The sequence below is a fragment of the Flavobacterium sp. J27 genome (assembly GCF_004303025.1).
Classification (GTDB): Bacteria; Bacteroidota; Bacteroidia; order Flavobacteriales; family Flavobacteriaceae; genus Flavobacterium.
The window spans coordinates 63,728-80,300 of sequence record NZ_PJQW01000002.1 but is presented as its reverse complement, the minus strand read 5'-3'; the positions used below and the strand labels follow the sequence as shown (position 1 = coordinate 80,300).

Here is a 16,573-nt window from a genome sequence, read left to right as displayed (position 1 = left end):
AATTAAAAAGTCATTACAAAGTTATTTATTGTAACGACTTTTCAAAGCTTTTTGTTAAATATATCTAAAAAATTATTCCCACTCAATAGTTGCAGGCGGTTTAGAGCTAATATCATAAACGACTCTATTTACACCTTTTACTTTGTTAATGATTTCGTTAGATGTTTTCATAAGAAATTCATACGGTAAATGTACCCAATCTGCGGTCATACCGTCTGTAGATTCTACAGCTCTTAATGCTACTACTTTTTCGTAAGTACGCTCATCTCCCATAACACCTACACTATTAACTGGAAGTAAAATTGCACCCGCTTGCCAAACTTTATCATACAAACCATGTTCTTTTAATCCATTGATAAAAATAGCATCAACTTCTTGTAAAATAGCTACTTTTTGAGGAGTAATATCTCCTAAAATACGAATCGCTAAACCTGGTCCAGGAAAAGGATGACGTCCTAAAAGTTCTGGATCAATTCCCAAAGTTGCTCCAACTCTTCGCACTTCATCTTTAAACAACATGCGCAACGGTTCCACAATTTTTAATTTCATAAAATCTGGTAAACCACCTACATTGTGATGTGATTTAATAGTCGCTGATGGACCACCGGTAGCAGAAACCGACTCGATAACATCTGGGTAAATTGTTCCTTGACCTAAATACTTCACATCAGTTAATTGATGTGCTTCATCATCAAATACTTCGATAAAAGCATTTCCAATAGCTTTACGCTTTGCTTCAGGATCATCTAGACCCGCTAAAGCATCATAAAAACGTTGTGAAGCATCTACTCCTTTTACATTTAATCCCATTCCTTTGTATTGATCCAACACGCTTTGGAATTCGTTTTTACGTAATAATCCATTATTTACAAAAATGCAATATAAATTCGCGCCTATTGCTTTATTTAACAATACAGCTGCAACGGTTGAATCTACACCTCCTGAAAGTCCTAAAACTACTTTGTCATTACCAATTTTTTCTTTCATTTCAGCTACAATTTCTTCGACGAAAGCATTTGGTGTAAAGTTTTGAGGCACTTCGGCTATTTTTACTAAGAAATTCTCTAGCATTTGTTTTCCATCGGTAGAATGATATACTTCTGGGTGAAACTGAATAGCAAAGGTGGTTTCTCCTTCTATTTTATAAGCAGCATTTTCAACATCTTTGGTACTAGCTAAGCGAATAGCGCCCGTTGGCAAAGCTTTAATAGTATCTGAGTGGCTCATCCAAACTTGGCTCCCAACTGATACACCTTCTAAGAACAATTCGTTTTCTTTTATATAAGAAAGGTTTGCTCTACCATATTCACGAATATTGGAAGGTGCTACTTCTCCACCAGAAAAATGTGCTAAATATTGCGCTCCATAACAAACAGCTAATAATGGCTTTTTACCTCTAATTTCAGATAAATCTGGATGAGGAGCATCTTCTGCACGAACAGAAAAAGGGCTTCCTGAAAGTATAACGGCTTTATAACTATCTAAATCTTTAGGCGGATTGTTATAAGGAAAAATTTCACAAAAAATATTTAATTCTCTTACTCTCCTTGCAATCAATTGCGTGTATTGAGAACCAAAATCTAAAATTAATACGTTGTGTTGCATTGTTGTTGTTTAAGAAAAGGAAAAAGGAAAAAGGAAAAAGTTAAAAACTTCCAAAAACCTAAACCTTACATTTTAATTATTATTTGATTTTATTATTATAGCTGCTAAAATATTTTTTAATTCTTGACTTTCTTTAATCAATACATCAATTATCTCATCATTTTTCCCATTTAATTCTTTAAAAATTCGTAACCAATAATTTGACTCTCTAGCTTCCCTTAAAGCAATTTTTACTTTATTAATAAAATGTGCTTTTGATGAAGCAGCTTGAGACTCTTCATAATTAGCACCGATTGAAGTACAAGATTTACCTAACTGAAATCCTATTAGATTGTTTTCAGGATTTACTTCTAATTTCCTTAAATATTTCAAATACGAAATTCCAAAATTAAAGGTTCTTTTCAATAAATCATTTTCTTTCAGCATAAACATAAACCTTCAACTTTTTACTTTTTACTTCAAAGCTAATATTCAAAAGTTCCATATTCGCTTGTTATGGTTAATTTTTTTGTTTCAGATGCTACAACTCTACCCACAATCTGCGCATCAATATGAAACGATTTCGAAATATCAATAATATCTTGAGCGATGGCTTCTGGTACATAAATTTCCATACGATGTCCACAATTAAAAACTTGATACATTTCTTTCCAATCGGTTTTAGATTGTTCTTGAATTAATTTAAACAAAGGTGGTACTGGAAATAAATTGTCTTTTATAACATGAACATTATCTACGAAATGAAGTATTTTGGTTTGCGCTCCACCACTACAATGTACCATTCCGTGAATTGTATCTGACTTGTATTGAGATAAAATTTTCTTTATTACAGGTGCGTAAGTTCTGGTCGGAGATAAAACTAATTTTCCTGCATCAATTGGACTATTTTCAACGGCATCGGTTAATTGGGCCTGACCCGAATATACTAATTCTTTAGGAACTGAAGCATCATAGCTTTCTGGATATTTTTCGGCTAAGTATTTGGCAAAAACATCATGGCGTGCAGAAGTTAATCCATTACTACCCATTCCTCCATTGTATTCTTTCTCGTAGCTTGCTTGACCAAAAGAAGCTAATCCTACGATAACATCTCCTGCCTGAATATTCGCATTATCAATTACATCAGCTCGCTTCATTCGGGCTGTAACTGTAGAATCTACAATTATGGTACGTACTAAATCACCTACATCAGCCGTTTCGCCACCTGTAGAATGAATAACCACTCCATGTTTTTTTAAATCCTGTATTAATTCTTCAGTTCCATTGATAATGGCAGACAAAACCTCTCCTGGAATGATACTTTTGTTTCTACCAATAGTTGAAGAAAGTAGTATATTATCGGTTGCACCAACACACAATAAATCATCAATATTCATGATTAAAGCGTCTTGTGCTATCCCTTTCCATACAGAAATATCACCCGTTTCTTTCCAATACATATATGCTAATGACGATTTTGTTCCTGCGCCATCAGCATGCATGATGATACAATATTCTTCATCGTTAGTTAAATAATCTGGAATAATTTTACAGAAAGCGTTTGGAAACAATCCTTTGTCTATGTTTTTGATGGCATTATGCACATCTTCCTTAGAAGCAGAAACCCCTCTAAGATTGTAGCGTTGGCTCGTATCAGAACTCATTAAAAAGTAGTTTGTTGTGTTGTGGCACAAAGATAGTTTTTTATCTTAAAATTCTAAAATTTGAACCAAAAAAAGGATTAAATTTTTACAATAAACACCCCTTCATCATATTCAGATTGATTTTCTGGAAACAAAACATTTCCTATTTGAAAAGAAGTATAACATTCTTCTTCTTGAGAGGTAACATTATATTTTAAATTTACTTCATCTGTAACCATCGTATCTGGGTTACTTAAAGTAATTTTCACATCAATGTTGTTAGCATTAATTGTCGTTTTAGGAAGTATGTGTATAATATTTACTTCTTCAACAAATTTGAAAGGAATCTCGGTACCAATAACATCTGTTACTGTAATTTCTGTACTTATGAATGTCCCATTAGAAAAAACATTTTCTCCTGAAGTTTCATCGATAATTTCAACAAAAAAAGAAGCAGGAACCGGCTGTTTTCCTTCAATACACTTATCAGAACAACCAGATAAAATAAGACTTATAAAACTTATTACTACAAAAATGTTTTTTTTCATTTATTGGGTTTATTTACTTAAAATTTCAATTTCTACTCTTCTATTAGCGGCAGCTTGTTCTTCATTTGCTTCAGGTATAGGATATAAAGGATAATTTATTCCAAAACCCGTAACCGCTATTCTATTTAAAGCGATTCCTTTGGCTACCAAAAATCGTCTTACTTGTTTTGCTCGTTCCAAGGATAATTTTCTTCTATCGCTACTTACACAACAAATATGTCCTTGGATTTCAATCATTAAAGTAGGATTATTTTGCATTACAAATAATAAATCATACAAAGCTCCATTCGATTCTGGAGTAATGGCAAATGTATTTTGAAAAAATGTAATGTCTTTTAACCTAATTTTCGTACCTTTTCTAGCTAATTTAATTTTTTCATGCAAAGGCAAATTTTCATCAATAGGTATTTCTTTAATTCCTAAAATTTCATTTTCTCTATCTAAATCTTTTTCTAAAATATAATAGATGGTTGCTTTTCTGTTTTCTGCTTTATTTTCAGATTGATTAAATTTTTCTCCGTAACTTCTCGTTTTAAAATCATCTCGAATTGCTACTTTTTCCAAAACATATTCAGAAATAAAATCGACTCTTTTTTGCGCTAAAGAATCGTTATATTCCACCGACCCTACTTCATCAGTATACCCATTAATGGCAACTATTTTTGATTTTTTATTTTTCTGAATCCAATCGTCTAATCGAAGTAATTCTTTATTTGTTAAATGAGATTTATTACTTTCAAAATAAACAGAGAATTGCTCTTGAGCAAAACTACTATCTAAAAAAAAGAGTAATATTAGTAACAAAACTGCCTTCATTAAACTATTTTTTTTACGAAGTAACACTTTTTTTAGAAAATAAAAAAATGCCTTACTGCTTATTTAACGGCAAGAAGGTTTAAAAAGTATAAAAAAGCCCATTCAAATAAATGAATAGGCTTTTATTTTAAATTATTTTTCTAAAACAGACACTATTTTCTATTCCAATATATTGTCCATAATTAGGAATAATTATAAATCCACTTTTTTTATACAACGCTATAGCTTCTGGTTGTTTCAATCCTGTTTCTAAAACTAGTTCAGTACAATTAAGATCTTTCGCCCATGTTTCTAGAGCTACTAGAACTTTCATTGCAAACCCGTTACCTCTAAACTCTTCTGGAACAAACATTCGTTTTACTTCCATTGTATTTTCGTCGTAGGGTTTTATGGCACCACAAGCAACTGGTTTTTGATCTAAATACAAAACAACAGCATGTTTAATTGTATCTATAGCATTAAATTGAGCATAAAAAACATGTTCATCTCCATCTCGTATCGCTAAATCTTTATCCAATTTGGAAACTAAATGAATAAAGTCTGGATTTGATGAATGGGTTCTAACTACTTCAACCATAGGGAACAATTATCTTAAAAACAATAATTCTCTATATTTTACTAATGTCCACATTTCATCATCCACTAATAATTCTAATTTATCAGAATGATAACGAATTTCTTCAAAATAAGGTTTTACTTTATCGCAATAAGCAGCCGCCATTTTAGAGATATCAGAAAGGTTGTTTGCTTTTTTACGCTCCTCAATCATGGCATCAATTTTAGAGTTGATTCCTTCGATATGTTCTGAAATTTCTTTAATTAATGAAATTTGTTCTTTTGCAATTTTTTCAAAATCTTTTCCAAAAATTTCTTTTAGCCCTTTTACATTTTCAATTAATGTATTTTGATAACGAATAGCTGTTGGCACCACATGATTTCTAGCAATATCTCCTAAAACTCTTCCTTCAATTTGAATTTTCTTAGTGTATTCTTCTAATTCAATTTCATAACGTGCTTCAACTTCCACGTGATTCATAATTGATAACTCTTCGAATAATTCGATAGCTTTCTTAGACACTTTTGCTTTTAACGCTTCTGGTGTTGTTTTATGATTACTTAAACCACGTTTTTTAGCTTCTTTTTCCCATGCTTCACTATAACCATCTCCTTCAAAAAGAATATTTTTAGTTTGCTTAATATATTCTCTTAAAACATTGAAAATTGCTTCATCTTTTTTAAGGTCTTTCTTCTCAATTAAAGCATCTACTTCCGCTTTAAAATCTCTTAATTGTTTGGCTACGATAGCATTTAATGTTGTCATTGAAGTAGCACAGTTAGCTGAAGATCCTACTGCTCTAAATTCAAATTTATTTCCTGTAAAAGCAAACGGTGAAGTTCTATTTCTATCGGTATTGTCTAATAATACATCTGGAATTTTACCTACTACATTTAATTTTAAATCTGTTTTTTCTTCTGGAGATAACTTTCCTTTGGTTACTCCTTCTAATTCTGCTAATACTTTAGTTAATTGTTGACCAATGAATACAGAAATAATAGCTGGAGGCGCTTCATTTGCTCCTAAACGATGATCGTTACTTGCAGAAGCAATAGCAGCTCTTAATAATTCTTCATAATCGTGAACCGCTTTAATGGTATTGATGAAAAAAGTTAAGAATTGTAAATTACTCATTGGAGTTTTACCTGGAGAAAGTAGATTTATTCCTGTGTCTGTTGCTAATGACCAGTTATTATGTTTTCCTGAACCATTTACACCTTTAAACGGTTTTTCATGAAACAATACTTTATAATCATGTCTTTCTGCTACTTTTTGCATCACATCCATTAATAAAGAATTGTGGTCTACGGCTAAATTGATCTCTTCAAAAATAGGAGCTAATTCAAATTGACTTGGAGCTACTTCATTATGACGTGTTTTAACTGGAATTCCTAATAACATACACTCATTTTCCAAATCGCGCATGTAATTTAAAACTCTAGAAGGAATTGAACCAAAATAGTGATCATCTAATTGCTGTCCTTTTGCTGAAGCATGACCTAACAAAGTTCTTCCTGTTGCTAATAAATCGGGTCTTGTATTGGCCAATGATTTATCAATTAAAAAGTATTCTTGTTCCCAACCTAAAGTAGGTGTTACTTTTTTTACGTTTTTATCAAAATATTTAGCTACGTCTGTAGCTGCAGTATCAATAGCTTGTAAAGCTCTTAATAAAGGCGTTTTATTATCTAATGCTTCTCCAGTGTAAGAAACAAAAATTGTAGGTATACACAATGTAGTTCCATAAATAAACGCTGGAGAAGTAGGGTCCCAAGCGGTATAGCCTCTTGCTTCAAATGTATTTCTGATGCCTCCATTTGGAAAAGAAGAAGCATCTGGTTCTTGCTGTACTAATTGGCTTCCACCAAATTTTTCAACTGGATCACTTCCATCGAAAGAAGTTTCAAAAAAAGCATCGTGTTTTTCAGCAGTGCTTCCTGTTAAAGGTTGGAACCAATGCGTGTAATGCGTTACATCTTTAGACAAAGCCCATTCTTTCATTCCCATTGCAATTTGATCTGCAATAACTCTATCGATTTTTGCCCCATTTTGTACTGCATTTTGAACTGCTTTATATGCTTCAGGTGTTAAAAACTGACGCATTGCTTTATCATTAAATACATTACTTCCAAAAATCTTGGATTTTCTTTCTAATTTTTCTACAGAAACAGGCTTTCTGCTTGCTGTTTCTTTTAATGCTTGGAAACGAAAAGTTGACATAAATTTTAATAGTTTTGAGTTATACCCCTTAAATTTTGGTACAAATATATAAAAATATATATTTTGAACACAAAACACCCCCTCTATTTTTTAGTATTTTCAAAATAAACATCTTTTTTTAACGATTTATTAAAAAAACAAATTAAATAAAACAAATTAAACTGCTTTTAATAGGGTATTTTTTATCTTTGAAAGATGGAAGAAAAAAACTTATTCATGATAATGCTGGGCTGCACACCAAAAGGTCGTCTAACGGAACAGCATGATATCTTTTTTGGTATTGGCAATTCTTTATTTGATTTAAAACAAGATATGCTAGATTTTTGGCCAGAAGCGGAAGGGAAAATTCATTTAGATGCTTGGCAAAAAGTAACTCAAATTGAGCATTATACGATTACAATTGAAGCCAGAGAAAATAATGTAACCCAAGAACAAAAGTTGTTTTTTATTAATCTAGGCGGTTATAAAGAAAATGAATTTGAAGAATACCATTATAAAGTTTTAGCTGTTGCCAAAAATAAAGCAGAAGCCATAAAAAAAGCGAAAGCAACTACTTTTTACAAACATTGTGGTTTTAAAGGTGCTACTTCGCATATTGATGATAAGTATGGTGTAGATGTAGATGATATTCATGAAATTGATGATATTTTACCTCCAAAATTTAAAGAAAAATACCAATTAAAAATAACTCCTTCAACTACGCAAAAAGAAGATGAAAAACATATAGGTTATCTTAAATTTGATAAAATAAAAACGTCCTAATTAGGACGTTTTTATTATTCTTTACTTTCTGTTTCTTCCTTACTATTCCATTCATTAGATGGTTTTTCTTCGGTTTCTTCACTTGGAGTTAGAAACATAAGAGCTAAACCTCCTACTAAAAAACCAAGCATAATAATCCAAGCGACCGTATCGCCCCAAGTATAAATCCAAAACAATAATCTTGGTACTCTATCAAAAAATTTTAATACGATAGCAAATCCTCCGAAGAACGCTAAATATCCACCTAGTTTTTTCATAATAAAACGTTTTAGTTATATTGCAATATATAAAATAAAAAAAGAATCCAGCATAAAACTGGATTCTTCAATAATTAATTTATATATTTTTTATTTTATTGTCGTAATATTTTTATCATTTATACCATAATACGCAATAACACCATTATAATCTGAATAGTCTATAGGTGTAGCACTTCTATTACTTAAATAACCTGGAACAATTACTATTCTAAAAGTTTGATTATAAATATAATCTGGTTCTGTTGACAAGTTGAATGTTCCATCCGCATAAATTGTAAAATCTTCTCTACTAAAATCAAAATCATAATCTAATTCATCACCATTGCTAAAATAAACAGTTCTAGGTATTAATTGCCAAACTGGTGTATTAGCATTAATTATATCTGACAATCTATAAATTAGCACAACATCAGAAGAGAAAATTACTGGATTTAATTCTCTATAAATAAAATATCCTCCAGTTGAATTATTGTAATTAAAATTAACATTTCTCAACTCAAATACTTCGCTTATAGTATCATTATCAATAGGATCATCAACAATAACTTCTTCTGTATAACAACTCTGTAGCGTAATCATCCCGATTAAAGCTAAAATTAAAGTAAATTTCTTCATATCTATTCGTTTTTAAAAATTGTTTCTATTTACTTACAACCAATAGTCGTGCCAAACTCTAATTTAATCTTTAAAACATTCTGGATGACTTTTTTTTAAGCTCTCTATTAAATCTTTAGAGCTTTTTATTCTATTAATTTCAGCTTTCGCCCATCCATCTAAATTGTGTAAAGCACTTACAGTACTTAAAAGAGAAATAACTTTCGTTCTTAAAATGTATGTTGCTAAAACTGAACCTGCAACTGTAGTTGTAGATAAAATACCAATTGCTGCACTTATTGTTACTGCTAAAAGAGAGCCTGCGCCTAAAGCAATTGTACCATATTTTTTCCATTCAATTTTATTTAACTTTTCTGAGGCATCTTTTATTATAGCTACTTCTTTTAAAATTCTCTTTTTTACTTCTAGAGGACAAGAAACCTTAGTATCATATATTATAAACTCCTTTTTTGTTTCATTAAAATCATATTCATATGGAGGGTTATAAATTGTATTTCCATCTTTTATAACGAATAAGTTTTGCACATCAAATACTAACTTTTCATTCTCTCCGATTAATACATATCCTACCACTTGAACTATATTATCTTCAAACAAATCAGGAATTCTTGTAATATCATATTTAGAAGATTGTAAGTCAGTTAACTTATTATTTGAAGTAGGATGCCATAATTCAATGCTTCCTCTTCCATTAATAGATATTCTTTTTTCCAATCTACCTTCCAAAGTTTGAAAAACGCTATTTATTACTGCTTCAAAAGAAGTTTCTTCATCAAATCGTTTAGTTATAATTGAAGAAGCGAAGTTTGAAGGTTCTGTTTCTAAAAAATCAAAAGGAGTTATTAGTTTTTCTATTTCAGATTCCATCTGGATAATTTGCTGATTTAAAACACGTAACCTATTGTATCTTTCCCAATTGAAATCAAAGACCCATTGCAAACTTTGTGGAGTTCCCTCATACCAATGAGCATAAATAAATGTTAAGCTTCCATCTGGGTTTGCTAATTTAAATAAAGGTAATCCTCCAACAGGACCACTTGTGAAAATAGTAAAAAAATCTGTACATATTGCTATTAAATTATTAATTACCTCTAACTCTTTTATTCCACTTAATTCAGCTGCTTTTACTATTATTTCCTTAATATGTCCCAATAAATCTGAAACTTTATCTTTTTCTGAAATAGTTTGAGGAATTATTTCTCTAGGCCAATGATAAATAACACATTCTTGATATTCACGTTCATTATGACCTCTAAAATTAATCCAAGAAGGAGTTAACCAACCTGTTCCAACCATCATTCCTGGTTTTGGTTCATCAATAACAGTTTTCCAAATTGCTTTAAAATTATTAGTGGTATATAGAGGGATATTTTTTTGTGGGTTCCAAATAGTTGCCATAATATTTATATTTGTTTAAATTTTTATTATCTAATTAATTGCAATGAAATTGATTGATCATCAATTACTAACATTCTATCTCCATCGGGTTTTGAAATACCATTAACTGGTTTAGCAAAAGCATCAAATCCAAAATTTGAATACCTAACTTTTTCTCCAATTTGCCATAAATAAACTGTTCTGTTATCACGTAAATATGTAATTTGAATTACCTTTTCTTCAAAATCTTGTTCATGAAATACCCAAGGAATCCATATATCTTCATACACTTCCCATAATGGTTTTACAATGGCTATATCATTTATATTATCTCGCTTTCTTACTTCTACAGATTGATTTGTTCTGTTTACGATTTTTTTAATTGCTGTAACACCAAATGCCATAATATATATTTAAATTAATCCCTACTCATATGGCTTTTCGGTTACGCCCTGTTTGTATGGTTTCTAGACTCCATTTTTGGTTTATTTGTTAGCTAACACATGGTAAAATTGCTCATTATAAAGCAAAAAAAAATCCCTAACGATAGGGATTTTTCATATAATTAAACTATTTCTTACTTAAAAATCATACTTTCTTTCGATAGCAAACCGAATCAAATCGGTTTTTCCATAAATATTCATTTTTTTTAAAATGTTTTTTCGGTGTGTGTCTACAGTGCTTTTGGCTACAAATAGTAAATCTGCTATTTCTTGAGAGGTTTTTCCTTCTCCTACTAAGCGTAATATTTCTTTTTCTCTCGAACTTAAAATAATTTCTTCTTTGGTAACACTATCTTTAGTAATAATGGCATCATCATAAAAAGGTATTCGTTTGGCCACACTTTTAATTCCTTCTATTAATTTTTTTAAAGAAGAATTCTTCATTATATATCCTATCGCTCCAGCTTCTTTCATTTGTTCGATAGCTTCTTCCTGATCAAACATACTAAAAGCAATAATTTGAATGTTAGGATTTTCTTTTTTTATTATTCTTGTTGCCGCAATACCATCACATTTTGGCATTCTAATATCGGTTACAACCACATCTGGTTTTTTTTGGGTAACTAATTCTAATAACATTTCTCCATCTAACGCTTCTCCAATTACTTCAATATGTTCTTCATATTCTAGGGCTAACTTAATTCCGTCAATTAATGCCTGATGGTCTTCTGCAATTACTATTCGTATCATAATGGTAAATCTATTATTATGGTAGTTCCTTTTCCTATTTTACTATCTATGGTGAATGTTCCTGATAACTGTTCAATTTTCCGTTCCATATTTTTTAATCCAATACCTTCATTATGTTTAATATTGTTTATATAAAAACCTTTTCCATTATCTTCCACCATAATATTTATCTCGTTATCGTATTGATTCATATATATATTTACTTCTGAAGCTTGAGCATGTTTTATACAATTAGTAGCTAATTCCTGAATGATTCTGAAGAGCAATACTTCAATGGTATTGTCGATACGATTATGTAGTCCGGATGGAATAACAGTAAACACAATTTTATTAGGCACAGACATTTTTGTTGCCATTTTCTTAACAGCAACTAACAAGCCTTCTTTACCTATAACGCCAATATTTTTTAGATGAGCAATATTTCTAACTTCTTTATACGCTTCGTCAATTAATTGATTCGTTTTATCAAATAAGGTTGTATTTTTTTCTGTATGATGTAATGTTTCAAAATTTATTTTCAATGTGGTGAGTAAACTTCCTAAATTATCATGTAACTCGTCTGCTATTTTTTGTCGCTCTTTATCTTGAACCAGTAACATTTTATCAATTTCATGCAATTGATTTTCTTTTAATTGGTTTACCAAATTAGTTACTTCTATCTCTTTTTTTTGTTCTACAATTTTCTTTTTACTCTTAATATTTTTAAAAGCTAAAAAACCAATTACAATCGAAAAAAATAATATTATTAAAAGAATACTCAAGATCATTTTATTTTGCGAAACTACACCGCGCAAGGCTATATTTTCTTTTTCTTTTTCGGCAGTTTTGTATTTTGTATCAATCTCAATTATCGCTTTTTTCTGTTCGTTTTCATCTAAAATATCCTGATAAACTTTTTGTTTCTCTAAATAAGCAATTGCATTTTTATAATCGCCACTTTCTTTGTAGGCATTTGCCAAAAAATCATAAATAATGGCTTTGTTTTTATTTTTAAATTCCTGAACCGAGACAGTATCAGCTTTATGAAAACTAGCTATTGCTTTTTCATATTTTTTTTGTTTGGTAAAAACAACACCTCTATTAATATAAATATAAGATATGTATTCTTTTAATTGCTTTTGTTCGTAGACTTTCATGGCTTTATCATAAAAAAACAAGGCAGAGTCTAATTTTAAAATTTTATCGGATGCATAAGTTGCTCCTAAATTCTGCATAATTCTTGCTTCATAAACGACGTCTTTTTTTAATCGACTTTCTTTTAGCGCTTTAAAAAAATAAGTAATGGCTAGATTAGGATTCGAATTGTAAAATGATTTTCCTAATTGCATATACGCTTCACTCAAAAATTGAGTGTCTTTAGATTGTTGTGCATACTCTAAAAACTCATTAATATATACATTATAATCAATCGTATTATTTTCAATTGCTAAGAGTAAAGAAGTGATTTCAATATTAATTTTAGCCACTTTTGATAAGCTATCTAGTTGTAAAAACGTTGTTTTAGCTTCTAAATAATTGGTATACGCTAAATCGTCTTCATTAAGTAACTTATAATAATTGGCTTTACAATAAGCAAATCTTGCTTTGTCTAAAGTAGATAATCCAACCTTATTGAGTTGGTTAATCATAATCCTAGAAGAATCGATATTATTGGTAGCAATACTTTTTTGCAATAAGACTAACGCTTTATTTTGTGCAAATGAAAAAGCAACAATTACCATTGCTGCTATAGAAAATATGGTATTTTTAAAAGAATTCATTAAGAACAACCTTCCATAGTAAGTACTCCTCCATTGCCTACTTTTGGCTCTTCAATTAAATCAAAATCAGGGAATTTAGGCAAACTCTCTTGAAATATTAACAAATCACGTTCAGACAAACTGAAAGAGTCGTCATGAAAACACATGAAATGAATAACGTCATTACTTTTTAAATCTGAAAAACTTTTACCCGAATTAAATGGAGCTAATTCTTTTAAAGATAGTGGTTGCAAATCTACTTGGACTTTTTTAAGATTGTTAACCACTTCAGATAAATCCTTATTGGGTCCGTTTTCTACATATAGAATACCTAAAATACCAAAATACGTGGCATTTGAAATATTATAGTATTTTACATATTTATATTTACCTTCTTCTAAATCTGGTAAAACCGTTTTTATTTCTACTGTTTTAGACTCTAAATTAATTTTTCCACAAGATTGATATGTTTTCATAATGTTTTGATTGTATTATAAAACAAATTTACTTCTCTAAAATAATAAAAAAATCACTAACAATGGGTATTTCTAAAAAACATGAAGATGCAAATCATATAAAAGAAATAAAAAACTCTGTAAATTATTTTATAAGGTTGCTTACTACTTTTACTAATGAAAATAAAAGTACTCTTTTTACCAAAAGTAGTACACTAACTTAATAAAAACCAAAAATTATGAAAGCAACAAAAATCATCGGAACTCTTTTAATTGTATTATCCATTTATGTAGGTTATTTAGGAGCGAATAAAGTAGCCGACAGCACCGCTGAAGTTAAATTTTTAGGAATAGAAATCGATGCGTCTAATGAATCAGGTCAAACACAAGGTTTTATCTTTTTAGGATTAGCAGCAGCACTTTTTGTAGGAGGTATTTATACCGTAAAAAAATAAGAAACCACTTAACAATAAATTTACTTGTTTACTTTTTTTAAACATTTCAGTAAAGTTTTCTGAAAGATTTAGTAATTTTTAAATAACGATTTGATGACATCATACCTGTAAGTTTGTGCCAGAAACTATAAACTTACAATATGAAATCTAAAATTACGCTATTCTTACTTTTAAGTGTGTTTTTTACCAAAGCTATATTAGCTGAAAATAATACACCCATTAAAAATAAAAAGACAACCACATATGCCTCTGATATTACCTTTGCATCCGATTTTTATGTCGTTAACGAAAACGATAATACAGTAGACATTATACTCAATTTAAACAGTCCGTCTGATGGTATAACCAGTGTAGATGTGGTTGTTTCTTCTTATGGTACTGCTACAAACGGACAACAATTTACATTTGCTAATCAAACGGTAACTTTTACTTTAAACGCTAGTTCAGAAACCATCACTATTCCTATTACTAATGATAATGCATATACAGGAGATACTTATTTTGTATTAACACTTTCCAATGCTGTAAATGGAAGTATTGTAGGAACTTCAGAAACAACAATTTATATTTTAGAAGACGAAACAAATGCTCCAGCAAATACTACTGCTTTAGATATTAATTTTATTGCTAGTTATTTAGTAGATCCTTCTGGTTCAGCTGAAATTGTAGCACATGATCCAACTACACAACGCTTATTTGTAATGAACTCTACCGCATCTAAGATTGAAATATTAGATTTTTCTAATCCAAATGCTATTACTTCAATTCAATCGGTTGATTTAGCAACTTATGGAATTGGCGGAACGAGTATTGCTTTTAAAAATGGTTTAGTGGCAGCTACTGTTCAAGGAGCAAATTACGGAAATGGAAAAGTAATTTTTATGGATACCAATGGAACTATTGGCGCTACAGTAGATGCTGGTGTTTTACCAGATATGGTTACTTTTACTCCAGATGGTACCAAAGTTATTATTGCTAATGAAGGAGAGCCTAACGACGATTATACTATTGATCCAGAAGGAAGTATTACTATAGTTGATGTAACGGCTGGTTTAAATAATATTCAACAAAGTGATGTAACTCATCTTACTTTCAATGCTTTTGACAGTCAGTTAGCTACATTAAGAGCCAATAATGTAAGAATATTTGGTGTTAATGCTACTGTATCAAAAGATTTAGAGCCAGAATATATTACAGTTGCAGCAGATGGAAACACCGCTTGGGTTTCGTTACAAGAAAATAATGCTATTGCAACTATCGATTTGGTAAACAATCAAATTACACAAATTACACCACTTGGATTTAAAGATCATATGCTTCCAGGTAATGAATTAGATACTTCAGATCAGTTTGGGGAAATCTTTTTAGGCAACTGGCCTGTAAAAGGAATGTATATGCCAGATGCAATTGCGAATTACACCGTAAATGGTACCACTTATTTAGTAACAGCTAATGAAGGTGATTCTAGAGATTACAACGGACTTTCTGAAGAAAAGAGAATTAGTAGTGGAAGTTATGTTTTAGATCCTACCGTTTTTCCAAATGCTACTTTCTTAAAAAACAGTAAAAACATAGGTCGTTTAACGGTTACCAATGCTACTGGTGACACAGATAATGATGGTGATTTTGATGAAATACATGTTTTTGGTACTCGTTCATTCAGTATTTGGAACACTGCTACAGGGCAATTAGTATATGATAGTGGTTCTGATTTTGAAAAAATCACCGCTGCAGACCCATTGTATGGAAGTTTATTCAATGCGAGTAACGACAACAATAATTTTAAAAACAGAAGTGATAACAAAGGTCCGGAGCCAGAAGGAATAACTATTGCAGAAATTAATGGAGCAACCTATGCTTTTATTACTCTTGAAAGAACTGGAGGATTAATGACGTATGATATTTCAAATCCAATGAGTCCTACTTTTATTTCGTATAAAAACAGTCGCGATACATCTGGTATAGGTGGTGATTTAGGTCCTGAAGGCATTATTTACATCACTCCAGAAAATAGTCCAATTAATAAAGGTTTAGTGATTATGGCAAATGAAGTGAGTGCTACTTTAAGCTTATATGAAATTACGAATGATGTTCTTTCTACTCCAAATTTCGCAGAAAACACCAATGCCTTTTTCGTTTATCCTAATCCATCTACAAACGGAATTGTTCATTTTAACACTACTGTTTCGGTTAGTTTATATGATATGACTGGGAAAAAATTAATTGAAAAGGAAAACACACAAAATTTAGAAATGAATTACCCTAAAGGAATTTATTTTATAAAAACAAAAGATGGAGTCGCACAAAAAGTAGTTGTTGAATAATTATAAATGTGTTATTGTTGATTCCA

General features: G+C 30.4%; 17 protein-coding genes. 3 read left to right on the top strand and 14 right to left on the bottom strand.

Features of this window, described 5'->3' with window-relative positions:
* Window positions 1-72: 72 nt before the first annotated feature.
* The 7 genes from guaA to CX675_RS02335 all read right to left on the bottom strand — a co-directional run bounded on the left by guaA (window position 73) and on the right by CX675_RS02335 (window position 7,367).
* Window positions 73-1,605 carry a glutamine-hydrolyzing GMP synthase gene (gene guaA / locus CX675_RS02365; RefSeq protein ID WP_130733616.1) on the bottom strand — a complete coding sequence of 511 codons (1,533 nt, stop codon included), beginning with the start codon at window positions 1,603-1,605 and terminating at the stop codon, window positions 73-75.
* Window positions 1,606-1,677: 72 nt separating this feature from the next.
* Window positions 1,678-2,037, bottom strand: a complete 360-nt coding sequence (locus tag CX675_RS02360) for a four helix bundle protein (RefSeq protein ID WP_240723574.1) — start codon at window positions 2,035-2,037, stop codon at window positions 1,678-1,680.
* Window positions 2,038-2,069: 32 nt separating this feature from the next.
* On the bottom strand, window positions 2,070-3,248 hold the full coding sequence (locus tag CX675_RS02355; RefSeq protein WP_130733615.1) for an AIR synthase related protein: 1,179 nt from the start codon (window positions 3,246-3,248) through the stop codon (window positions 2,070-2,072).
* Between the two features lie 77 nt (window positions 3,249-3,325).
* Complete coding sequence (locus CX675_RS02350; protein ID WP_130733614.1) at window positions 3,326-3,775, bottom strand: hypothetical protein; 450 nt, start codon at window positions 3,773-3,775, stop codon at window positions 3,326-3,328.
* Between the two features lie 9 nt (window positions 3,776-3,784).
* Window positions 3,785-4,591 (bottom strand): OmpA family protein, encoded by an 807-nt coding sequence (locus CX675_RS02345; protein ID WP_130733613.1) that lies wholly within the window; start codon window positions 4,589-4,591, stop codon window positions 3,785-3,787.
* A 127-nt stretch (window positions 4,592-4,718) separates the two neighbouring features.
* The gene (locus CX675_RS02340; protein ID WP_130733612.1) at window positions 4,719-5,168 is read right to left on the bottom strand and encodes a GNAT family N-acetyltransferase; all 450 of its coding nucleotides are present in this window, start codon (window positions 5,166-5,168) and stop codon (window positions 4,719-4,721) included.
* Between the two features lie 9 nt (window positions 5,169-5,177).
* Entirely contained in the window at window positions 5,178-7,367 is a 2,190-nt protein-coding gene (locus CX675_RS02335) for a glutamine synthetase III (RefSeq protein ID WP_130733611.1), read from the bottom strand.
* A 195-nt stretch (window positions 7,368-7,562) separates the two neighbouring features.
* Between CX675_RS02335 and CX675_RS02330 the strand changes: the two genes are divergently transcribed.
* Complete coding sequence (locus CX675_RS02330) at window positions 7,563-8,129, top strand: DUF1543 domain-containing protein (protein ID WP_130733610.1); 567 nt, start codon at window positions 7,563-7,565, stop codon at window positions 8,127-8,129.
* A gap of 14 nt (window positions 8,130-8,143) precedes the next feature.
* Here CX675_RS02330 and CX675_RS02325 read toward each other — a convergent pair whose 3' ends face one another.
* The 7 genes from CX675_RS02325 to CX675_RS02295 form a co-directional block, all read right to left on the bottom strand.
* Window positions 8,144-8,386 carry a hypothetical protein gene (locus CX675_RS02325; protein WP_130733609.1) on the bottom strand — a complete coding sequence of 81 codons (243 nt, stop codon included), beginning with the start codon at window positions 8,384-8,386 and terminating at the stop codon, window positions 8,144-8,146.
* A 90-nt stretch (window positions 8,387-8,476) separates the two neighbouring features.
* A complete protein-coding gene (locus CX675_RS02320; RefSeq protein WP_130733608.1) occupies window positions 8,477-9,004 on the bottom strand; it encodes a hypothetical protein in 528 nt (175 codons plus the stop codon).
* A 63-nt stretch (window positions 9,005-9,067) separates the two neighbouring features.
* Window positions 9,068-10,402: a hypothetical protein gene (locus CX675_RS02315; RefSeq protein ID WP_130733607.1), complete on the bottom strand. Its 1,335-nt coding sequence runs from the start codon at window positions 10,400-10,402 to the stop codon at window positions 9,068-9,070.
* Between the two features lie 26 nt (window positions 10,403-10,428).
* On the bottom strand, window positions 10,429-10,785 hold the full coding sequence (locus CX675_RS02310) for a hypothetical protein (protein ID WP_130733606.1): 357 nt from the start codon (window positions 10,783-10,785) through the stop codon (window positions 10,429-10,431).
* Between the two features lie 177 nt (window positions 10,786-10,962).
* A complete protein-coding gene (locus CX675_RS02305) occupies window positions 10,963-11,574 on the bottom strand; it encodes a response regulator transcription factor (RefSeq protein WP_130733605.1) in 612 nt (203 codons plus the stop codon).
* Window positions 11,571-13,334 (bottom strand): sensor histidine kinase, encoded by a 1,764-nt coding sequence (locus CX675_RS02300; protein WP_130733604.1) that lies wholly within the window; start codon window positions 13,332-13,334, stop codon window positions 11,571-11,573. Before CX675_RS02300 ends, CX675_RS02305 begins: the two co-directional genes overlap by 4 nt.
* Entirely contained in the window at window positions 13,334-13,789 is a 456-nt protein-coding gene (locus CX675_RS02295; RefSeq protein WP_130733603.1) for a hypothetical protein, read from the bottom strand. The genes CX675_RS02300 and CX675_RS02295 overlap by 1 nt, the downstream gene beginning before the upstream one ends.
* Before the next feature lie 218 nt (window positions 13,790-14,007).
* Between CX675_RS02295 and CX675_RS02290 the strand changes: the two genes are divergently transcribed.
* Together CX675_RS02290 and CX675_RS02285 are read left to right on the top strand one after the other, a co-directional pair.
* On the top strand, window positions 14,008-14,223 hold the full coding sequence (locus CX675_RS02290; RefSeq protein ID WP_130733602.1) for a hypothetical protein: 216 nt from the start codon (window positions 14,008-14,010) through the stop codon (window positions 14,221-14,223).
* Window positions 14,224-14,363: 140 nt separating this feature from the next.
* A complete protein-coding gene (locus CX675_RS02285; protein WP_130733601.1) occupies window positions 14,364-16,547 on the top strand; it encodes a choice-of-anchor I family protein in 2,184 nt (727 codons plus the stop codon).
* The last annotated feature ends 26 nt before the right edge of the window (window positions 16,548-16,573 follow it).